Origin of the sequence: Microbacterium proteolyticum (assembly GCF_030818075.1) — a bacterium.
Taxonomy (GTDB): domain Bacteria; phylum Actinomycetota; class Actinomycetes; order Actinomycetales; family Microbacteriaceae; genus Microbacterium; species Microbacterium proteolyticum_A.
The window spans coordinates 319,347-340,668 of the sequence record NZ_JAUSZZ010000001.1; the positions used below are offsets into that span (position 1 = coordinate 319,347).

General features: G+C 68.8%; 17 protein-coding genes and 1 pseudogene. 6 read left to right on the forward strand and 12 right to left on the reverse strand.

The genetic code is table 11. The features are described 5' to 3' along the window. Positions 1 to 21: 21 nt before the first annotated feature. From QE392_RS17475 to QE392_RS01565, 8 genes and pseudogenes are all read right to left on the reverse strand, one after another. A pseudogene (locus tag QE392_RS17475) lies at positions 22 to 234 on the reverse strand (SDR family NAD(P)-dependent oxidoreductase); the annotation flags it as partial. After that, positions 231 to 776: a gluconokinase gene (locus QE392_RS01535; protein WP_307446863.1), complete on the reverse strand. Its 546-nt coding sequence runs from the start codon at positions 774 to 776 to the stop codon at positions 231 to 233. The gene QE392_RS01535 and the pseudogene QE392_RS17475, both read right to left, overlap by 4 nt. Next, positions 773 to 1,795 carry an NAD(P)-dependent oxidoreductase gene (locus tag QE392_RS01540; protein WP_307446865.1) on the reverse strand — a complete coding sequence of 341 codons (1,023 nt, stop codon included), beginning with the start codon at positions 1,793 to 1,795 and terminating at the stop codon, positions 773 to 775. Before QE392_RS01540 ends, QE392_RS01535 begins: the two co-directional genes overlap by 4 nt. A gap of 8 nt (positions 1,796 to 1,803) precedes the next feature. Continuing rightward, positions 1,804 to 2,754 (reverse strand): cyclase family protein, encoded by a 951-nt coding sequence (locus tag QE392_RS01545; protein WP_307446868.1) that lies wholly within the window; start codon positions 2,752 to 2,754, stop codon positions 1,804 to 1,806. 65 nt (positions 2,755 to 2,819) lie between these two features. Beyond that, a complete protein-coding gene (locus tag QE392_RS01550; protein ID WP_307446871.1) occupies positions 2,820 to 4,010 on the reverse strand; it encodes a substrate-binding domain-containing protein in 1,191 nt (396 codons plus the stop codon). Further along, the gene (locus QE392_RS01555) at positions 4,007 to 5,173 is read right to left on the reverse strand and encodes an ABC transporter permease (RefSeq protein ID WP_307446874.1); all 1,167 of its coding nucleotides are present in this window, start codon (positions 5,171 to 5,173) and stop codon (positions 4,007 to 4,009) included. Before QE392_RS01555 ends, QE392_RS01550 begins: the two co-directional genes overlap by 4 nt. Continuing rightward, positions 5,170 to 6,708: a sugar ABC transporter ATP-binding protein gene (locus QE392_RS01560; RefSeq protein ID WP_307446876.1), complete on the reverse strand. Its 1,539-nt coding sequence runs from the start codon at positions 6,706 to 6,708 to the stop codon at positions 5,170 to 5,172. The genes QE392_RS01555 and QE392_RS01560 overlap by 4 nt, the downstream gene beginning before the upstream one ends. Positions 6,709 to 6,785: 77 nt before the next feature. Further along, a complete protein-coding gene (locus tag QE392_RS01565; protein WP_307446879.1) occupies positions 6,786 to 7,580 on the reverse strand; it encodes an IclR family transcriptional regulator in 795 nt (264 codons plus the stop codon). Positions 7,581 to 7,765: 185 nt separating this feature from the next. Here QE392_RS01565 and QE392_RS01570 point away from each other — a divergent pair, with 185 nt between their 5' ends. The 5 genes from QE392_RS01570 to QE392_RS01590 all read left to right on the forward strand — a co-directional run bounded on the left by QE392_RS01570 (position 7,766) and on the right by QE392_RS01590 (position 12,623). Continuing rightward, complete coding sequence (locus QE392_RS01570; protein WP_307446882.1) at positions 7,766 to 7,891, forward strand: hypothetical protein; 126 nt, start codon at positions 7,766 to 7,768, stop codon at positions 7,889 to 7,891. Between the two features lie 91 nt (positions 7,892 to 7,982). Next, positions 7,983 to 9,422, forward strand: coding sequence for a four-carbon acid sugar kinase family protein (locus tag QE392_RS01575; protein ID WP_307446885.1), 1,440 nt, complete (start codon positions 7,983 to 7,985; stop codon positions 9,420 to 9,422). 31 nt (positions 9,423 to 9,453) lie between these two features. Further along, positions 9,454 to 10,350, forward strand: a complete 897-nt coding sequence (locus QE392_RS01580) for an NAD(P)-dependent oxidoreductase (protein ID WP_307446888.1) — start codon at positions 9,454 to 9,456, stop codon at positions 10,348 to 10,350. A gap of 35 nt (positions 10,351 to 10,385) precedes the next feature. Further along, entirely contained in the window at positions 10,386 to 11,819 is a 1,434-nt protein-coding gene (locus tag QE392_RS01585; protein WP_307446890.1) for a GntP family transporter, read from the forward strand. Positions 11,820 to 11,897: 78 nt separating this feature from the next. Beyond that, positions 11,898 to 12,623: a FadR/GntR family transcriptional regulator gene (locus QE392_RS01590; protein WP_307446893.1), complete on the forward strand. Its 726-nt coding sequence runs from the start codon at positions 11,898 to 11,900 to the stop codon at positions 12,621 to 12,623. 392 nt (positions 12,624 to 13,015) lie between these two features. Here QE392_RS01590 and QE392_RS01595 read toward each other — a convergent pair whose 3' ends face one another. Further along, positions 13,016 to 16,588: a S8 family serine peptidase gene (locus tag QE392_RS01595; RefSeq protein WP_307446898.1), complete on the reverse strand. Its 3,573-nt coding sequence runs from the start codon at positions 16,586 to 16,588 to the stop codon at positions 13,016 to 13,018. Positions 16,589 to 16,840: 252 nt separating this feature from the next. On the opposite strand from QE392_RS01595, the gene QE392_RS01600 reads away from it, so the two are divergent. After that, positions 16,841 to 18,094, forward strand: a complete 1,254-nt coding sequence (locus QE392_RS01600; RefSeq protein WP_307446902.1) for an LCP family protein — start codon at positions 16,841 to 16,843, stop codon at positions 18,092 to 18,094. Positions 18,095 to 18,226: 132 nt separating this feature from the next. On the opposite strand, the gene QE392_RS01605 is transcribed toward QE392_RS01600, so the two are convergent. Genes QE392_RS01605 through QE392_RS01615 form a run of 3 tightly spaced genes read right to left on the reverse strand, consistent with a single transcriptional unit; the run spans position 18,227 to position 21,237 of the window. After that, positions 18,227 to 19,726 (reverse strand): tripartite tricarboxylate transporter permease, encoded by a 1,500-nt coding sequence (locus QE392_RS01605; RefSeq protein ID WP_307446905.1) that lies wholly within the window; start codon positions 19,724 to 19,726, stop codon positions 18,227 to 18,229. Between the two features lie 3 nt (positions 19,727 to 19,729). Beyond that, positions 19,730 to 20,287: a tripartite tricarboxylate transporter TctB family protein gene (locus tag QE392_RS01610; RefSeq protein WP_307446908.1), complete on the reverse strand. Its 558-nt coding sequence runs from the start codon at positions 20,285 to 20,287 to the stop codon at positions 19,730 to 19,732. Then, complete coding sequence (locus tag QE392_RS01615; protein WP_307446911.1) at positions 20,284 to 21,237, reverse strand: tripartite tricarboxylate transporter substrate binding protein; 954 nt, start codon at positions 21,235 to 21,237, stop codon at positions 20,284 to 20,286. The genes QE392_RS01610 and QE392_RS01615 overlap by 4 nt, the downstream gene beginning before the upstream one ends. Positions 21,238 to 21,322: the final 85 nt, after the last annotated feature.

The window sequence follows — 21,322 nt, forward strand, 5'->3', positions numbered from 1 at the left end:
GATCTTGCCGCGGCCGCGGGTGATCATCGCTTTGGCGACTTCTCGTCCGACGAGGAAAGCGCTGGTCAGGTCGATGGCGATGACGCGGTCCCAGTCCTCCCGCGAGACCTCGAGCAGCGGCTCGCGATGCTGGATACCGGCATCGTTCAGCAGGATGTCGATTTCACCGATCGTGGACTCGATGTCGACGAGCGCGATACGGTCCGTCGGATCGAACAGGGGCGACCCGGTCATGAAGTTCGCTCCGCCTCGACACGAGAGGTCATGGCTGCGTCGATGGTTTCGAGGAGTTCTTCGACGGGTGCGGCGGCGTTGACCGTGACACCGCGCTCGGCCGGTAGGAGCGTCTCCAGCGTCGCGAGTTGAGACTTCAGGAGCGACGGGGGCATGTACTCGTGGGCGCGTGAACTGACGCGGTCGCCGAGCGTGTCGGCATCCACGTCGAGATGAACGAACAGGGTGCGCGGTGCCGAAGCTCGCAGCATGTCGCGATACTTCTTCTTGAGCGCGGAGCACGCGATCACGGGTACCGTTCCCCGATCATCCGCGTTCAGGCGTGCTGATACGACGGCCAGCCACGGTGCTCTGTCGTCGTCGTCAAGAGGGACGCCCGAGGCCATCTTCGCCTTGTTGGCTGCGGGGTGGAGGTCATCGGCATCCACGAAGGTCCGCCCCCATCGCTCCGCGAGGGCCGAGCCCATCGTCGTCTTTCCGGATCCGGAGACCCCCATGACGACGACTGGTGTGTCCGGCGCGGGATCGACGACGGAGGTCATGCGGTCACCACCGTCCGATCGCGCCAGCTGGTTGTATCGAGCACGGCACGGTTCACCACGAAGGTGGGGGCCTCGCCGGCGAGGGTCTGAACGATTGCGCGGACGGCGCTCCGACCGTTGCCGAGCGACATCTCGTCGGTCCACCCGACGCAGTGCGGCGACAGCAGGACGTTGTCCATCGAGCGCAGCGGGCTGTCGACCGCGAGCGGCTCGGCCTCGAATACGTCGAGCGCCGCGGCACGCAGCCCTCCGTCCTGCAGCGCCGCGATGAGAGCCTCCTCGTCGACGATCGGACCCCGCGCGACGTTTACGAGCGTGGCGGTCGGCTTCACTCGAGCGAAGAAGTCGGCATCGAGCAGGTGGTGGGTCTCTGGCGTCAGCACAGCCATCACGACGATGGCATCGCACCGCGACGCGAGGTCGTCACGGCTCACCAGTTCGGCACCGAACTCCTCGGCGCGTGACAGGGGGCAGTAGGGGTCGTACGCGAGCAGTTCGACGTCGAAAGGCGCCAGGAGTCGCGCGAGGTCGGTGCCGGTGCTGCCGAAACCCACGACTCCGACGGTCGTGCCCGTGAGCCCCCGGCCCATCCACGACGTGCGCTCATCCCACCGGTCCTCGCGGACGAGGCGGTCTTTGATGCCGAGGTTGAGCAGACCGCCCAGGAGCATGCCGATCGCCGCCGTCGCCACCGGGCGCCGCGCCCCGTCGGGGGTGATGGTGACGGCCACGCCCGCGGCCGTGCAGGCGTCGAGGTCGACCGCGTCATAGCCGACGCCGAAGCGCGCCAGGACCAGGGGCGGCGACGATACTCCGGCGAAGGTCGTCGCATCTACGGCGGGGGCGGCGAACAATACGGCCGGTCGACCGTCGACGTCCTCTGGACGCAGGACGGCGACATCGTCGGGCAAGTACTCCCAGGCGATGCCGGCCTCGTCAAAACCGGACAGGCCGATGTCCCCCCAAACGTTGTCGCCTTCGGCGTTCAAGAAGTCGCGACTGATTCCAACGGGTCTCATGGTACTCCTTAGAAGACGGCGGTCGGGTTGACGGGAGAGCCCGTGCCCGCGGGGACGAGCAGCGGCGCGACCGTGAAGAGGAACTCGTAACGGTTCTCCTCCGCGGCGACGACCGAGAGCTGTTCGAGGTCGAGGTTGTCGAGCAGCGGGACCCCCAGCGCGGTCAACGCGAGGATGTGCACCGGCGAATGGATGCCGGGAGTCGGCGATGGGCGCACATCGCTGTCTCCGTCGGAGCCGAGCAGGGCGATCCCGCGCTCGGCGAGGAGCGGCATCGCCGTCGCGTGCAGGCCCGCGCTGAGGTCAGACGAGTCCCAGGGGCCGAGAGAGGAGCGACGCGCTTTGTGCCCCGTGCGCAGGAGCACGGCATCGGCATCACCGATGGAGACACCGAGCACCTGTTCCGCCTCGCGCAGGTCGTCTTCGTACACGGCTTCTCCGGGCTCCAGCCAGGAGAAGCCCTTCACGACGGGCATGTCGATGAGCACGCCGCGTCCGACGAAGGAGCCGAGCTTGGCGACGGAGCCGTAGCCGGCACCCGTGGCGTTGACGACGTCGCGGCTGCGGGCGCCGCCGAACAGCTCACCGCGGTACGCGATGTGCGAGAGGGCATCGAGGTGCGTCGTCGATTTGCCGTGGTATTCGATGCCGATGAAGTCTTTGTTGGTGGACGGCTCGGGAGCCTCCCGGTCGCCGAGGTCGAGCATCATGTGCATCGCCGGGCGCCGATTGTCGATCTCAGGTTCCGTCGGCCACGGGAGCGTCGTCTGCACCACGCGGCCGGATCTCACGGTGGCGGCCGCGGCCGCGGCGTGTGCCGGGGTGAGTCGGTTCCACGCTCCCCGTTCGGGGTCGCTCCAGGTGTCCCACTGTTTGAGACGCTCGTACAGCTCGTCGAAGTCGGCCTGATCGATCGGTTCGGTGGCGCGGATCTGGCGCGCTGCGGAGGTATCGGTCATGACGGAATGCCCTTTCTCGGGGGTGGCGGGGCGGACGCACGTCGTCCACCCCGCCGGAGGGGGTTCTACTTGCCCCAGACCTTCTTGTAGATGTCGCGGTATCCGCTCGCCGGGTCGTACGTGTCACCGGCGGGGACGTTCTGCTTGGTGATGAGCGCCGGAGCGGCCACGAAGCCCGACCACTCCTCGCCGGCGAGGGCGCGGTTGGCCTCGTCCACGAGTTGCCAGCCCTGCAGCAGCAGGGGCTCGGCGACGGTGGCCGCCTGGTAGTCGACCGAGCGGATGCGCTGGAACTCGGCGGCGTCGCCATCGCCCGCGGCGACCGACTTCGGGGTGCCGGCCGGGTCCTTGCCGGCGGCGCGAAGCGCCTGCTGGGCCCCGCCGAAGTAGTTGCCGTTGATGGCCATCAGATAGGTGAGCTTGTCACCGTTCTCCTGCAGCAGGTTCGAGATCAGACCGGGCATGCGCTGGTCGGCCTCGGCGATGGGCGAGTCCTGGTACGACAGCACCGAGCAGCCGCTGCACGCTTCGATGTACGCCTTCATGGCATCCGCCTTCAGCACGGCGATGTCGTACTGGCCGTCGGTGAAGATGGCCGCGCCCGCCGTGCCGTCCGAGTCCGCGACGGCGTACGCGCCGGCGAGCTGCGACACCGTGAGGGGGTCGGTGGTCACATTGGTGAACAGGCCGTTGCCGGGACCTGTGGCGGGGCCGGCGTGCCAACCGATCACGGGGATGCCGGCGCTTTCGGCCGACGCGATGGTTGCTGCCTGCTCGGTCGGGTCGAAGCCGCCGAGGATGATGGCGTCGGGCTGGGCGGCGATCGCCTGATTGAGGGCGTCGGAGCGACCCTGCGCCGAGGCCTTGCCGTCATACGAGTCGACGGTCCAGCCGATGGCCGCGGCCGCCTCGGTGACGCCCTCGCTGACGGTGTTGATGCCACCGTTCGTCAGGTCACTGCCCACGTAGGCGACGCGGGCACCCGGCTTCTGCGCCGTGGGCCCCGTGCTGGGCGGGGTGAAGCCCTCGCTTGCGGTCAGGCTCTTCTCGACGAGCTCCTTCGAGAACTCGACCGCGTCGCCGGTGGGGAGGATGGAAGAGAAATCCTCCTCGGGGGCTGCCGAGGCCGAGGCGTCGCCGCTGCCGTCGGCTGCGCTGCCGACGGATCCGCTGGAGCAGCCGGTGAGGCCCAGGGTCAGTGCGACGGGCAGCGCCAGTGCTGCGAGCAGGACTCGCCGCTTCGATGTGATGGTCATGAAACGTCCTTTCGTGCTGTGGTGATGGGAGAGGAGTCCCCTGACGCGACGGCATCGGAGGCCCCCGACGAGCCGACGTCGGGTGAGGCGATGCCGGGTGAACCGGTGCCGGGTGCGGGCGACCCGGTGGTCAGCGGGGCGGCGTCGGCTCTCGTGGTGCGCCGCCGCGTGGCGAGGGAGGCGATCGTGATCGCGGCAACCAGGGTCAGGCCGTTGAAGAGCGGCTCGAGGTAGAACTGCCCCGGGAAGAGCTGCTGCAGGCCCGAGATGCCGATGGTCGCGATGGTCACGCCGAGGATGGTGCCGAGTCCGTTCACGCGGCCCGGACGGATGGTGGTCGATCCGAGGAAGGCGGCCGCCAGAGCGGGCAGCAGATACTCGGGACCGATGTTCGCCTGGGCGACACCGGCCTGACGAGACGCGAGCAGGATGCCGGCGACTCCGGTGAGCATGCCCGACGCGACCATCGCACCGACGACGTACTTGCGGCGGGCGATGCCGGTCAGAGTGGCTGCGGCGGGGTTCGCGCCGACGGCGTACAGGTAGCGTCCGACGGGGAAGTAGTCGAGGACGATCCAGACGACGAGCGCGAGGATGATCGCGATGACGAACGGGCCGGGGATGGGACCGAGGCTCCAGCGGGAGAGCTCGTCGAAGGCGACGGCGCGCGCCCCGTCGGAGTCGGTGACCTGGCGGCCGCCGGTGTACCAGTAGGTGATCGCGAAGATGACCTGGCCGGTGGCGAGCGTCGCGATGAACGCGTCGACCTGCGCGAGCTCGACGAGCAGGGCGTTGAGGAGGCCGATGACGCCGCCTCCGACGATGACGAGCACGATGACGAGGCGGTAGTCCAGGCCCTCGATCTGCCACGACAGCGCCATGACCTGCCAGAGGCCCACGCCATAGCCGATGGACAGGTCGATCTTGCCTGTGACCATGGGGATGGTGACGGCGATCGCGAGGATCAGGAGGACCGCCTTGCTCGACGCGAGCAGCTGGAAATTCAGCAGCGAGGCGAACGTGTCGGGCCGCAGCGCAGCGAACAAGACGAAGAGGCCGATGGTGAGCAGCACCATCCCGTAGTTGCTGGTGAGCTTGTTCCAGAAGCTCGCACCCCTCCCGGGTTCCAGCGCCGTCGACTTGACGGACGTGTTCATGGTCATGCTGCACTCTCCTGGGATGTGGGGTCGGCGTAGGAGACGCGTCCGAGATCGGATGCCGCCGAGATGAGGTGGGGGATGGTGACGTCGTCACCGGTGAGTTCGGCGACGACGCGGCCGCGTCCGAGCACGATCGCGCGGTGGGCGATCTTGGCGACTTCCTCCATGTCCGTGGAGACGACGATCGCTCCGGTGCCCTGTTCGACCACGCGGCCGAGGAGTTCGTAGATCTCGGCCTTTGCGCCGACGTCGACGCCCATGGTGGGTTCTTCGAGGATGACGACGGCGCGACCACGGCCGAAGCAGCGGGCCAGGATCACCTTCTGCTGGTTGCCTCCCGAGAACGTGTCGAGAGGGAGTCCCGGGTCGTCGGGGCGGATCTGATACGGGGCGAGGATCGCTGATGCCTCGGCCGACTCGGTTCGTGCCGTGCGCGGTTGCCACGCGCGTCGCCCCCAGACCGCCGGGTTGAGGAAGAGGTTCTCGCTGACCGACAGGCCCGCACCGACGGATTCAGACTCACGGTTCGAGGTCGCGAAGGCGACGCCCGCGTCGACGGCGTCACGGGGAGAGCGCGGTCGGAACGGCGCTCCGTCGAGTGTCATGCTGCCCGCCTGCGGGCGGGTGGCGCCGGCCATCGCTCGGCCGAGGGCTTCCTGGCCAGCGCCGCGCAGACCGCAGATCGCCAGAATCTCGCCCGATCGCACGTGGAGGTCGATCGCTTCCGTGCCATCGACGCGGAAGCCCTCCAGGGTGAGTCGTGTCTTTGTGCCGGGTTCGCCGATCCGTGGGACGGTCGTCTCGCGTCCGACGATGAGTTCGACGAGTTCTTCCGGGCTGATCTGCGAGACGGGGCGGTCGGCCACGACGCGACCGTTGCGCATCACGACCGCGCGCTGACTGATCTGGTAGACCTCGTCGAGGCGGTGCGAGACGTAGATCATGCCCACGCCGCTGTCGCGGAGGGTCCGCAGGACCGAGAACAACCGCTCCACGTCGGCAGCGGGCAGCGATGCTGTCGGTTCGTCGAGCACGAGCAGTTTCGGTTTGCTCACGAGACCGCGCGCGATCGCGAGCAGGCTGCGCTCCGCGCGCGGGAGGTCGAAGATGCGCTGCTCAGGGTCGATGCCGCCCCCGATGCTCGCGAGGACCTCCGCCGCCTGCGCGTTCATCCGGTGCTTGCTGATCAACCCGAGCTTGTTGCGGGGGTAGCCGAGACCGAGGGCGATGTTCTCGGCGACCGTCATCCACTCGATGAGGCCGAGGTTCTGGTGCACGAACGAGATCTGCTTGCGCACGGTGGGCGTCGCCGCCGCGCCCAGGATGGTGATCTCGCCGGCGTCCGGTTTGTAGACGTCGGCGAGCATCTTGATGACGGTCGACTTGCCCGCTCCGTTTTCGCCGAGGAGGGCGACGATCTCGCCTTGGTCGACGGAGAAGGAGACGTCGTCAACGGCTCGGGTCGCGTAGAACGACTTGGTCAGTCCTGAAACGTTGAGCAGTCGGGCCTGCTCGAACGATGTGGGTGCGTCCACCACGAACATCTCCCTTGATGTGTTGCTGTCGTGGACGAGACAGTATCACTAGGGTGAACGCGGTTCAATAGAGTGAACGATTACAGGTTGCTATGTGGCTGCATGGGGTTCTCGAGCAGCCGCTCGAGCTCGCGGAGCTCGCCGACGATCGCTTCTCGCTGGAGCGTGGAGGTCGCCGAGGTCAGGAAGGAACAGCCGATAGCGATCGCGGGGGAAGAGCTGGAGCGTGGCGGCATCCGGACGGCGACGCCGGAGATACCGGGGTGCACCCCACCCTCGTCCAGGGCGTAGCCACGTTCGCGCACCCGTGCGAGCCGATCCATCAGCTCGGGCAGGTTCCGCACACTCTCGGACGTGCGCATGGGGAACGAGTGGGCATAGCGGAAGCGGTCGGCAATATCCTCGTCCGGAAGCGCCGCGAGGAGGGCGTTGCCTACTGCCGTGGACGCCGCGGGGAACCTGTCACCGAGGTTGGCCGTCAATCGCAGAGGGGATCGCCCCTCGTGTCTTGCGAGATAGATGACGTCCGATTCCTGCAGCATCGCCATCTGCACGACTTGTTCCGACAGCGTCGGCGCCTCGTTGCAGAAGCGATAGAACTCGCGCACCTCGTTGAACGAACGCAGATACGCTCCGCCGAGTTCGACTGTTCCGTGTCCGAGGACGTAGCCGCTGCCGACTCGGCGGATGAGGTTGGCCTCCTCGAGAACCGTGCATAAGTACGACGTCGACGACTTAGCCGCTTCGAGCGTGCGCGCAAGATCGGCAAGGGCGACCGGCTCTCCCTGCGCTTGGGCCAGGATGCGGAGAATGTACACACCCCGTGTCAGCGCCGGCGCGGGGTCTCGATCCCCTCCAGTTCGATCGCTGGACATGTTTTCTCCCGTTCCGCGCGCCCGATCAAAGCAAAAAGCAGCGTGAGGATGGCCGCCTCACCTTGAGCCTTAGACCTTGACCGTATCTACAACACCGCGGACGAGATGGGCACGGCCCATAAAGACTTCTCGAGCTGACGGCGTGCGACTTGCGGTCCGGTTCTTCCTAGTGAACAACGTTCCGCATGTTGAACGCGCTTCTGCCGGATTCCCCGCGCGCCCTCGCCGAGCTCATCTCGGCGGGATGCGGCGATCGCGATGTCGCGGTCACTCGACGTTTCGTGGCCGGTCGTCCGAACGACGTCATGTGAGCATCGCCCTTTCCCAGGTTGCAAAGCGTCTCCAAAGCCATATGATGGCTGACACCTGACCGCTGATGGTCAACCACGAAGGAGTGAGACGATGAATGAAGCGCACGCGCTCCGCGGCTTCCCCGCCGCCCGACCGGTTCCCGCCGACGACGTCCGTTCAGCCTCACAGGCCCTCGGCTCGCGCCTCGTCGTGCTCGACGACGACCCCACCGGCACGCAGTCGGTCGCGGACCTCCCCGTCCTGACCCGATGGGCGACGCAGGACTTCGCGGCGGTCTTCGCCACCGACGCCCCGGCGGTCTACGTTCTGACGAACGCCCGGAGCCTAGGCGAGACCGATGCTCGCAACCGCAACCGCGAGGTGGCCAGAAACGCTCTCGCGGCTGCTGATGCGGCGGGGATCGATGTCGAGTTCGTCAGCCGCGGCGACTCCACCCTGCGCGGACACTTCCCGCTTGAGCCCGACACCCTCGCTGACGCGATCGTCGAAGCGGGCGGACGCGCCGTCGACGGCGTCGTCATCGTCCCCGCCTTCCCGGATGCCGGGCGGGTCACCATCGGCGGCGTCCACTACATGCGCGACGGTGACGGTCTGCAGCCCATCGGCAACACAGAGTTCGCCCGTGACGCCACCTTCGGCTACCGCAGCTCGGAGCTCGCCGCCTGGGTCGACGAGAAGTCCGGCGGTCGGTATCCCGCCGCCTCCGTCATCGTGGTCGACCTCGCCGTCATCCGCTCGGGCGCCGACGCGGTGGCGGACGCGATCCAGGATGCCGCCGACCGCACGCCCATCGTGTGCGACGTCGTGACCGAGGACGACCTGCGCCTCATCTCCCTCGGTCTGATCGAAGCGCGCCGACGCGGCAAGGCTCTGCTTTCGCGTGTCGGGCCGCCCTTCGTCCGCGCGCGAATCGGCGCCGAACGCCGCGAGCCGCTCACCGCCGCAGAAATCTTCCCCGGCGGGGGTGATGACCGCGGTGGGCTCATCGTCGTCGGTTCGCACGTCGCCGTGACCACCCGCCAGCTCTCGCGGCTGCGCGAGAGCGTCCCCGACCTGACGGACATCGAGATCGACGTCGCGCGCGTGCTCGACCCCGCCGGGGCGCCCGCCTACCTGCGCGGTATCGCCGACCGTGTCGTGGCGGAGCTCGAGGCGGGCGACGTCGTGGTGAGTACGACCCGCACGGTGACCACCGCCGCCACCGCCGACGACAGCCTGCACATCGCCCGCACCGTCTCGGCCGCCGTCGTCGACGTCGTGAAGGACGTCACCGCCCGCACCCGTCCGCGCTTCGTCGTGGCCAAGGGCGGCATCACCTCCAGCGACGTCGCCGCGCACGGCCTCTCGATGCACCGAGCGACCGTCCGCGGGCCCATGCTGCCCGGGATCATCTCGCTCTGGGAGCCCGCCGACGGCCCGGCCGCCGGCATCCCGTACGTCGTGTTCGCGGGCAACGTCGGTGACGACGAGGCCCTCGCCCACGTCGTGTCCACCCTCACCCGCACCCCCGCGGCCACGACCGGCCGCTGATCCCTCTCTGAAAGCGAAGGAGCTTCCCCTCATGACCACCTCCACCGTCGCCGTCCTGGGCCTGGGCGCCATGGGCCTTCCCATGGCCACGCGCCTGGCCACCGGGCTCGCCGTCCACGGCTTCGACATCGCCCCCGCCCGTCTCGCCCTCGCCGAGGACCAGGGCGTAACGCCCTTCCCCTCGGCCCGCGCCGCCGTTGCCGAGGCCGATGCCGTGCTGCTCGCCGTGCGCGACCAGTATCAGCTGGACGACGTGCTCTTCGGCGAAAGCGGCATCGCCACGGCCCTGCGTCCGGGCTCGGTCGTCATCCTCACCAGCACCGTCGGCACCGCCGGCATCCGTCCCGTCGCCGACCGCCTCGCCGATCTGCACATCGACCTCGTCGACGCTCCGCTATCGGGCGGACCTGTTCGAGCCGGGCAGGGCGACCTGCTCATCGTGGTGGGTGCCTCCCCCGCCGCGCGAGAGAAGGCCGCTCCCGTCCTCGAGCTGCTGGCATCCACCCTCACCATCGTCGGCGACAACGCCGGAGACGGACAGGCCCTCAAGACCGTGAATCAGCTGCTGTGCGGCGTCCACATCGCCGCAGCCGGCGAAGCCCTCGCCCTGGCCGACGCTCTCGGCCTGGACCCCGAGAAGACGCTCGAGGCACTGATGGGCGGCGCCGCGGCGTCGTTCATGCTCGGCAACCGCGGCCCGCGCATGCTGCAGGCCTACGACGACGAGGGCGCCGAAGTGCTCAGCGCGCTCGACATCTTCGTCAAAGACATGGGCATCGTCGGCGACGCCGCCCGACGCGTCGGCCTCCCCACTCCAGTCGCCGCAGCGGCGGAGCAGCTCTACCTCACCGGTCGCTCGCAGGGCCTCGGTTCGGTCGACGACTCCGCCGTCATCCGCGCGATCGCACCCGAGCGTCGCAACGGCTGACCCCGCCCGAACAAGGAATCGAAGGAGATCCCGACATGCCCCTCGTCCTCACGGCCGACACGCCGCCCATCGCGCCCGTGGTGGAATTCGGCACCGGCGCCCTGCTCGCCATCGCCGCCGCCGGCATCGCTCTGCTGCTCGTGCTCATCATCCTGTTCAAGGTGCACGCCTTCGTCGCCCTGCTCATCACGAGCGTCGTCGTGGCCATCTCGGCGCAGATCCCGGCCGGTGACGTCTTCACCCTCGTCGCGAACGGCGTCGGCTCCACGATGGGCAAGGTCCTCATCATCATCGCCCTCGGCGCCATCCTCGGTCGCCTGATCGAGGTGTCCGGCGGCGTGCAACGCCTCGCCGAGAGCTTCACCGACCGCCTCGGGCCCCGCCGGGTGGCCATCGCGCTCACCATCGTGGCCTTCGTCGTCGCCATCCCCGTCTTCTTCGAGGTCGGCGTCATCGTGCTCGTGCCGATCCTCTACGCCTTCAGCAAGATCGCCGGCGTGAAGCCGATCGTGTTCGGTCTGCCGATGTTCGGCCTCATGCTAGCCGTGCACGTGGCCGTTCCGCCGCACCCCGGCATCGTCGCCGGGGCCGGCGTCTTCGGCGCCGACCTGGGCCTGGTCACCGCGATCGCCCTGCCCATCTGCGCCGTCCTCGGCTTCCTCTGCTTCTGGGTCGCCCGCATCATGAACCGTCGAGAGTACGACCTCGCCCCCCGCGTCGCCACGCAGATGGCCGAGTTCGGCGAGACGACCACCGTCATCGAGTCCCGCCGCGCCGACGGCACGGTGATGGCGCCGCCGAGCACCGGCACCGTCGTCGGCCTCATCGCTCTGCCCATCGTGCAGATCCTGGTCGGCACGATGCTCGCCCTCAGCCTGCCCGCCGACTCCGCCGGGCGCGGTATCGCGACTTTCATCGGCACCCCGGCGCTCGCCCTCCTCGTGGCCGTGATCGTCGCGTTCTTCGTACTGCCCGTCCGTCGCCGCTGGGGTCTCGCCCGCACCAACGAGGTCTTCGAGAGCTCGATGCCCCCGATCGCGTCGATCCTGCTCGTCGTGGCCGGTGGCGGTGTGTTCGGCGCCGTGCTGCAGGCCTCGGGCATCGGCACCGCCCTGTCGGTGACGCTGGAGAACCTCGGCGTGCCCCTGCTGGGCGCGGCGTTCCTCATCACGCTGGCGCTGCGCGCCGCGCAGGGGTCGGCCACGGTCGCCATCGTCACCACCGCGAGTCTGCTGGCCGCGGCCATCGCCGAAGCCGGCTACACACCCGTGCAGATCGCCGCGATCGCCGTGGCCGTCGGGTTCGGTTCGCTGGGCCTGTCGATGGTCACCGACGCCGGTTTCTGGATCGTCACGCGCTACCTCGGCCTCACGGTCGCCGACGGTCTGCGCACCTGGACGGTGCTGACGACCATCCTGGGCGTCGCCGGCTTCCTGCTCACCTGGGCGGTGTTCGCCCTCGCCGGCTAGGACGTGCGTTGTGCATCGCCGGGTCGGGGACGGTCGTTCCCCGGCCCGGCGATTAGGTTTGAACGGAAGGGGGATGCCATGGCACGACGCTCACGTGTCGACGAGGTGGTCGACGGGCTGTTCGACGACATCGTCGCGCGCCGTCTCGTCGCCGACGAGGCGCTGCCCAGCGAGAACGAGCTCGGCGAGCGATTCGAGGTGAGCCGGGTCACCGTCCGCGAAGCGGTGAAGGTGCTGCAGACACGCGGCATCGTGCGTGTCGAGAGCGGACGCGGATCGTTCGTTCAACCGCTCGCCCACTGGACGTCGCTCAGCGCGGTGCTGGCCGCCACCTCGGCCAGCGGCGACTCCTCCGCGGCGGAGCAGCTAATCGAACTCCGGCGCATCTTCGAAACCGGCGCCGCAGCCCTGGCGGCCGAGCGTGCGCAGCCCGACGAGCTGGATGCCATCGGCGCCGACCTCGCGGTGATGCGCACGGCCCATGCGGCCGACGATCTGGCATCCTTCGTCGCCGCCGATCTGTCCTTCCACGACCGCATCCTCGCGGCGTCTCGTAACCCGTTCCTCACGGTGATGTTCGCGCCTCTCACGGAGGTGCTCTCGGAGCGGCGGGCGCAGACCTCGCGCGTGCCGCTGATCCAGCAGAACGCCCTCGTCGAGCACGCACACGTTCTCGACGCACTCCGCAGCGGCGACCCCGAAGCATCGCGCCGCGCGATGGACAGGCACATGCAGCAGACCCTCGACGACCTCCGCCGGTACGTTCTCTCGCCGAGAGAGCGAGAGGACAAAGCCTCTCGCTGACGGATCGGGCGGTCCCGCTGCCCTATCCGTCGGTTGTCGGTTTCAGCGTTCTCGGCGCTGCGAGAGTGGTGCATTGCGCACGACCGAGAAGACGATGTCGCTTCCATGGGGAGAAAGGTCTCACGTGGATTCTGGTCCTCGCGGACGCGTTGGGTGCGTCCTCTGTAACGGTCGGCGCCGCGGCCACGGTTCATCTTCGGGACATTCACACGCCCTGCCTGCGCACTCCTTCAACGTCTCACCCGTGTCCGGTCGACCCGCGTCACGTCGACTCCGGCTTCATGCCCCGACCGCGGCACGCGCAGCGACTGAGGTCGACCGCAGACCGTTCACCCGCGACAACACAGCGGCACCCGAGCCGAAGCCCGGGCGCCGCAGTGATCGAGCGGTGACTACCGCAGCACGATGAACGCGCTGACGGCGTTGGAGGACTGCACGGTGGTGCTGCCGCCGTAGCTGACCTTCACCACCTTGGCGCCGCGCGTCTGCGGGTCGAGGGTGATGGTCGCGCGGCCGCTCTGGAGGGTGGCGGTGTACGCCTTGCCCGCCACGGTCACGGTCACATCGCCTTGCGCCGCGGGGCCCGCGGCCGGGCTGACGCGCACGGTGACCTTGTACGTGTCGCTCGTGCGACCCACCCAGGGGCTCACCGTGACCTGCGTGCGCGAGGACACGACGGCCGGCACGCCCGCGCTGTCGGCGGTTCCCGTGAGGCCCGTGGCCGTCGAGGTCGCGGTCACCCGCACGCTCAGCACACGGCCGAGGTCGGCGCGCTGCACACGGTACGTCTGCGACGTGGCGCCCTCGATCGGTTCACCGTCTCGGAGCCACTGGTAGGTGGTGGTCACCTCGGCGGGGTTCCAGGTACCGGGCGTGGCCTGCAGGGTGCGGTTCAGCGCTGCGGTCCCCGACACGGTCGGCGCCTCGACGGCGACGGGCGCCGCCTCTCCGGAGTCCACGGTGAGCACCGTCTGCACCGAGGACTCGCCGTAGGTCACGACGCCGAGGTAGCGCGTCGCGGGCGCGAGTCCCTGCCACGACAGGTCGTAGGCCACCGGGGTGCCCTGCTCGACGGTCAGCGGGTTGGGGGTGGCCGTCAGCTGACCCTCGCCGCCGGGGGCGACGTTGGCGTAGGTCATGTCCCACGTGAAGGGCGCGGTGAACGAATAGACGTTCGCCTCGACGAGGTACGTGCCCGGGGTGGGATCAGGAAGCGACACTCGCTCGTCGGCCGAGGCGGTCGCCGAGGTGAACCGCTCGTAGTACCGCAGGTCGTCGGGGCTGACGACGCGCGAGACGAACAGGTCGAGGTCGCTGCCGTCGTCGTCCGAGGAGTCGAGGTCGAAACGCGAGAGCGTCGTGCCCTCGGGAACGTCGACGATCCACCGCACGTAGCCGTCGGCGTCACCGGAGTCCTGGTTTCCGCTGTGGCCCTCGACGGGGTTGTCGGCGTCGGTGAGCAGCGTCTCCGCCGTCAGGCCCGACAGCGTCAGCGGCAGCTCTCCGGTGAAGCCGGGGAGGATCTCGACGTTCGTGCTGCCCGATGCTCCGGTGCCCGACACCTCCGCGGGCGCCTCGGCGGTGGCCGGGTGGATCGCGATGGGCGAGCGCACCTGGGTGTCCCCGCTCGTCCACGTGAGGAACCCGGTCGTCCACTGCTCGGCCGGAGCGGTCGTGCGGGTGAACGTCACCGTGAAGGTCTGCTCCTCCCCGGCGGCGGCGAAGTCCAGCGTCGACGGCTCGACGACGGCATCCACTCCGGGCACCTCGATGGATGCCGTGAAGCTGCCCGCCTGCGTCGAGGTGACCGTGCGGGTGACCGTCTGCGGCTTGGCCAGCGAGCCGATGGAGATCGACGCGAGGTTCAGGTCGCTGCCGTCGATGGGTTCGACGCCGAAGTCGTAGAGTCCCTTGCCCTGCAGGAAAGCCGCCCAGTCAGCGGAACCGTTCAGATAGAGCAGACCCGGGTCGAAGTACTTCGTGGGATCGACGTGGCCGGCACCCTGCGCGAACGGATCCTCCACATCGGCGCCTTCGGCGTCGACGGTGTCGTACGCCGTGGTCATCATCGCCGACTTCACCTCGGCGGGCGTGGCCCGCGGACGCTCCCCGAAGTAGAGGGCGGCGAGGCCCGCGACGTGCGGGGACGACATCGAGGTGCCCGACAGGAACTCGTACGCCGGGTCGGCGCCGGGCGCGTTGGCCGCGGCGGCGAGGATCGCGACACCGGGAGCCGAGACGTCCGGCTTCAGGATGTCGCTGCCGTCGGCCAGCATCGGTCCGCGGCTGGAGAAGCCCGCGACCTGCGGCGTGGGGGTGACCTCGTCGGTGATGTTCTCGCCGATGAGGGTCGCCGTGGCATCCGGGGTCTCGCGCACGTACGACAGCAGCGCGTCGCGATACTGCGCGTCGAGGTGCACCGTCGGCACGGAGTGGAAGTCGTTGTCGACCGACGCGGGGGTGACGTTGACGAGGATCATGCCCACGCCGCCGGCGTTCTTCACCTCTTCCGACTTCTCGACACGGGCGTTCTGCCCGCGGTCGCACACCACGATCTTGCCCGCGACCTTCGCGGGGTCGAGCGTTCCGAGGAAGCACAGCGCCGCCTGCGCGGGGTCGGCTCCGGATGCCGCGACGTCGCCGGCGTAGACCACGGGAGCCATGACCTCCTGGTCGGCGGGGACCGAGATGGAGGCGCCGGCGGCTTCGAAGCCGTTTGGCAGCGTCACGGTGCCCTCGTAGGTCGGGATCGTCGAGGCGGCGACCGTGGTGTACCACGGCGAGGCGTGATCGGCCGTCGAGGCGCCGGGACCGGAGTTGCCCGCCGAGACGGCGACGAAGATGCCCGCGGCGGCGGCGTTGAAGAACGCCTGGTCTTCGAGCGCGAATGTCGAGCTGGCCGCTCCCCCGCCGATGGAGTAGTTGATCACGTCGACACCGTCGGTGACGGCGGCGTTGATCGCGCCGAGCAGGTCGCTGAGGGCGCAGACGTCGTCGGACGTCACCAGCGGGTCAGGGCCGGCCCAGCACGCCTTGTACGCCGCGACCTTGGCGGCCGGGGCGACGCCGGAGACGGCGCCGAAGTCGAGACCCTCCACGGTGGCGTCGACACCGTTGTTGCCGGCGGCGGTGCCGGCGGTGTGCGAACCGTGCGTGTCGCCGTCGCGCGGGGAGCGGTAGTCCGCCTCGAACGTGAACCCGGACGCGGCAGCGCCCGTGTCGAAGTACTTCGCGCCGACGAGCTTGGTGGTGTAGTCCGACGACGACCAGCCGTTGCCCTCGGCGACCCGAGCCGAGCGGAAGTCGGTGCCGTCCGCCTTGCGGTAGACGACGTCGTTGCCGTCGATGTACGGCTCGTCACCGGGGGTGGTGCCCAGAGGGTCGCCCGCGAACGAGGGGTTCTCCGGGGCGATGCCGGTGTCGATGACGCCGACCACGACGCCCTCGCCCGCGGCATCCGTGCCGCCGACGCGCTGCCACACGCCATTGTCGCCCTCGAGGCCGAGGAACTCGGTCGAGGGGACGGCGTGAGGGTGGCGGATCTCGTCGGGCACGACCTTCAGGACGCCGTCGGTCGCGGCGAGCTTCGCGGCCTGGTTGGGGTCCATCTGCGCGCTGAAGCCGTTCACCGCCACCGTGTAGGTCGCGTCGGCCTGGACTCCGACCTCCCGTGCGACGTCCTGTTGCCGCTGCTCGAGGAAGGCCGAATACTCCCGCACCTCGGGGGTGGTGGGATCAAGCCGCGCGTCGTCGGACTTCGTGGCGTCGAAACCGGGCACACCGCCGTCGTACGTGGCGACGGGGGCGTCGTCGAGCACGACGATGTAGCTGCCCGTGGCGGACTCGATGGGTGTGGGAGGCGTCACCCCCTCGCCCACCTCGGCGGCCAGCGCGGGCGTGACTCCGGCCGCGGTGAACAGGCCGGCCACGGCGATAGCCGTGACCGAACGCAGGGTTCGACCCATTTTGCGCTCCAATTGGGGGATGTCGTGAGCGATGTGCGCGGCATCAGCGACGCGCGTTGCACAAACCTAACTCACGGCATATTCATCATCAACAGAAAAAGTCGCCGCATAGACGAATGTCACAGGCCGGAAATGTGCCGATGGTTCATTGGTCCTGGGCCCCCACCATGCGGGGCTCGAGGTGGCCGCCCGCGTTCGCCCGAATCGCGCCATGCCCCACCTAGACTGCGACGAAACCGAGGAGGAGCCGCCATGCCCCGGCGCCGTCGCACCGTCGCACAGCACGCACACCTGCCCTCCCCCCATCCCCTCGGCCAACTCGCGACGCTCGTCGCCGTGGCCGTCGTGGTCGCGGTCGTCTCGGTGATCGGCGTCGTGTCGTACACCGCGTACGACCTCACGGCGGAGTTCGTCGAGGAAGCCGTCGTCGTCCAGAATCAGCCCCCGGTGCCGCCCGATCTCGGTCAGCTCGAAGGCGGCGTCAACATGATGGTCGTCGGCATCGACGCCTGCGAGGAGAACCTGATCGCGCTCTTCGGCGAGCGGTGCGAAGGGCCCGACTCCGAGGGGCGGCTCAACGACGTCAACATCCTCGTGCACATCTCGGACGCGCCTCGCAAGGTGACCGTCGTGTCGTTCCCCCGCGACCTGGTGTTCGAAGCCCCGGCGTGCGACACCTCCGACGGCGGCCGGTTCGACGGGGGCTCCCTGCAGATCAACGAGCTCTACACGTACGGCGGACTGTCGTGCGTGATCACCGCCATCTCCGACATGAGCGGGCAGCAGATCCAGTTCGGGGCGATGGTCACCTTCGGCGGGGTCATCGAGATCACCAACGCGATCGGCGGGGTGGAGATCTGCCTCGCCAGCGACATGCGCGACGAGAACACCGGCATCGACTGGAAGGCCGGTCCGCGCACCATCCAAGGCATCGAAGCCCTGCAGTTCCTCCGCACCCGCTACGGCGTGGGCGGCAGCGACCTGGCGCGCGTGAGCAATCAACAGCAGTACATGTCGCGGCTCGCGCGCAAGCTCGTCAGCGAGGAGGTGCTGTCGAACCCCGCGACGCTGTTCCGCCTGGCATCCACAGGGCTCCGGAACGTCACGCCCACGCAGAGCCTGACCAACCCCCTCACGCTGGTGCAGGTGGCGCAGGCGGTGAAGGACGTCCCGTTCGAGGACATCGTGTTCGTGCAGTACCCCACGGTCGAGGCGCCGTCGGACGCCAATCGCGTCGCGCCCGACTATTCCGCCGCGGAGGTGCTCTGGGACGCCCTCGCCGCCAACCAGGCCATCGAGGTCACGGGTGACGTCGCCGTCAACGGCGGCACGGTCGTCGCGGACCCGACACCCGCCCCCGACGCCTCGCCGACGGAGGACGCCGTGCCCGCCGAGGAGGTCGAGCCGGGCGACATCGACCCCTCGAGCGGCGCGGTCGCGCTGCCGCCCTCGATCAGCGGTTCGAGCGCGGCGCAGCAGACCTGCAGCGCGGGCGTCGTGAACTGACCGGGGCGGACCTCGCCTCGGCTGCTCGCTGCCTCGCGGGAGCCGCCGGGCGCTGACACGTCGGAGGGGTCGGCAACCCTGCCGGCCCCTCCCTCCCGCACCGGTGATGGCGGTGTGAACCGCCTCCCGGCCTCAGACGCTCTGATGCTCGCGCGGCGTGCGCCGCGCCCGCGCTCGCGAGACGACCGGCGGGACGACGATCAGCAGCGCGGCGAACACCAGCACACCGAGAGCGGTCGGGCTCTGCAGCATGATGCCGAAGTTGCCCTCGCCCAGCGCCGAGGTCTGCACGAGCGCCTTCTCGAACAGCGGTCCGAGGACCAACCCGAGCACCAGGGGCGCGATGGGCAGGTCGAGCTCCTTCATCAGCCAGCCGACCAGGCCGAAGACCAGCACGATCCAGACGCTGAACATGTTGTTCGACACGGAGAAGGCTCCGATGATGCTGGTCAGCAGGATGATCGGGTAGAGGTAGCCGTACGGGATCCGCAGCATCTGAGCGAACACCGGTGCCAGCGGCAGGTTCAGCAGCAGCAGGATGACGTTGCCGATGAAGAACGACACCAGCAGACCCCAGACCAGCGCGGGCTGCGTCTCGAACAGCAGCGGTCCAGGCTGCAGCCCGTAGACGGTGAACGCGCCGAGCAGGACCGCGGTCGTCGCCCCACCGGGGATGCCGAGTGACAGTGTGGGCACGAAGTTCGCGTTCGCAGCCGCGTTGTTCGCGCTCTCCGGTGCCGCCACTCCCTCGATCGCACCGCGACCGAACGACGCGCCGTTGCGCGAGACGCGGCGCTCGATGCCGTAGGCCATGAATGAGGCGAGGGTGGACCCGGCGCCCGGCAGGATGCCCAGAAGGAAGCCGATGCCGCTCCCACGAAGGATCGCCGGACCGCTCTGCATGATCTCGCGACGCGAGATCACCATGTCGCGGAACCGCGCCCGGATCGGAGCGGCCGCACCCACACGGATCTGCCGCAGCACCTCCCCCAGAGCGAAGAGGCCGATCATGACCTCGACGAAGGGGATGCCGCCCAACAGGTTGACGTCGCCGAAGGTGAAGCGGGCGTCACTGAAACCGGATGCCACGCCTACCGTCGACAGGAGCAGTCCGAGGACGGCCATCATGGCGCCACGGATCAGCGCCCCACCCTGGAAGGTCACCACGATGACCAGACCGAGGATCATGATCGCGAGATTCTCGACCGGTCCGAATGCCAGGGCGAGCTGCGCCAGCGGAGGCGCCAGGGTCATCAAGAGGACGAGAGAGAGGATCGCCGCCACGAACGACCCGATGGCCGAGATGGCCAGGGCTGCGCCCGCTCTCCCCTTTCGAGCCATCTGATAGCCGTCGAGTGTGGTCACCACGCTCGCGGCCTCCCCCGGCGTCGAGATGAGCACGGAAGTGATCGTCCCGCCGTACTGCGCGCCGTAATAGATGCCGGCGAGCATGATCAGCGCGGTGACCGGCTCGAGCGCGAACGTCAGCGGAAGCAGAACAGCGACGCCGGTCGTGGACCCCAGCCCCGGGAGGAGGCCGATGATGGTTCCCGCGAGCACCCCGACGAAGCACCAGAGGATGTTCTCGAAGGTGAGAGCTGTCTGGAAGCCCAGCAGAAGGTTGTCGAACATGATCTACAGCACCCCTAGCAGTCCGGTGGGCAGGGGCACACCGAGGAAGACGCGGAAGACGACGTGGAACAACGCGACCGTGACGGCCGTGATGATCACGGTGGACAGGATGCGGCGGTGCTCGACGACGATCGAGACGAAGATCATGAGGCTCGCCAGCGCCAGCAGCAGCCCGATCAGCGGCACGAGCAGGATCGCCGCCAGCAGGGCGGCGATGACGAGGACGAGCTGACGGTTGCGGGCGCGCTGATCCCGACCGAAGATGTCGAGCTCGGGCGAGGTCTGCACACGGTCCGTCGTCGCGGGTGCCGACTCCAGGATCGAGTCGGACACCTCCTCGGCGAGCGTCTCGATCTCGGGTCGCCTGCGGATCTGATGCACCAGGTCCACCAGCGCCAGGACGAACACGACCGCTCCGCATAAGGCCGGGAGAAAGCCGGCGTCGACCAATCCCTCGTCGTCGACGTAGCCGTAGGACGCGGCTCCGATCACGGCCGCCGCGCCCAGCAGGGCCACCGTCGCGGAGGCGACGATGTTGGCCCTGCGGAGCACACCGGTCATCGGAGCACGGCCTCGAGGTCTGCGTTGTTGCCCTCGAGATAGGCGACGAAGTCGTCGCCGTACGCGGCGTCGGGCTGCATGAGGTTGCTCTCGATGTACTCGGTGTAGGCGTCGCTCGTCGCGAACTCCTCGGCCGCATCGATCCAGAACTGCCGGGCCTCCTCGCTGATACCGCCGGGTGCGATGAAGCCGCGGTACTGGGCGAAGGCGACGTCGATGCCCTGCTCCGACGCGGTGGGGATGTCGGAGAGTGCCTCGTACTCGTATCGGTCGTCGGCGAAGGCGCAGAGGGCTCGCAGGTCGCCGGATTCGATCTGGCCCAGCACTTCGCTGGGGTTCAGGGAGGCCACGTCGACCGTTCCGCCGAGAAGACCGGCGAGCACTTCGCTGCCCGACTCGTACGGAACGCGGTCGAAGGTCACGTCCTGGTCCTGCTCGACGAGCGTGAAGACGATCTCGTCGAGGCTCGTCGCTCCGGAGACGGCCGCGATGACGCGTTCGGACTCGGCGGTGTCGACGACCTGCTCGCAGGATTCGAACGGCGAATCGTCACGGACGACGAGGAGGGTGTAGTCGTCACCGAGCTTCATGATGGGCGTGAACGAGGTGTAATCGAACTGCACGTCCTGCGTGAGAGGGAGCGCCAGCAGCGCGGTCTCGGAAGCGAGCAGGATTCCTTCGTTGCCCTGCTGGCCGAGGAAGTAGGAGTAGCCGACCGCGCCGGATCCTCCCTCGCGGTTCTCGGTGGTGATGTTGACCCCGGCCGCCTCCTCGAGGCCGGAGGCGATCGCGCGGCCCGACACGTCGGAGCCGCCTCCCGCCGAGAAGGGGACGATCATGACCGCGCTTCCGGGTCCGGAGTCGCCGCCGGTGCCGGCGGTGGCGCCGCATCCCACGAGAGCGAGGGCCGACAGGCCGATCACGGGCAGGCCGATACGGGTGAGTTTCACAATGATCCTTCGTTGGAGTGGTGAAAGCAGAGTGGTGAAAGCAGAGTGGCGAGAAAGGGTGAGCGAGTGCCGTGCCGCGAAACAG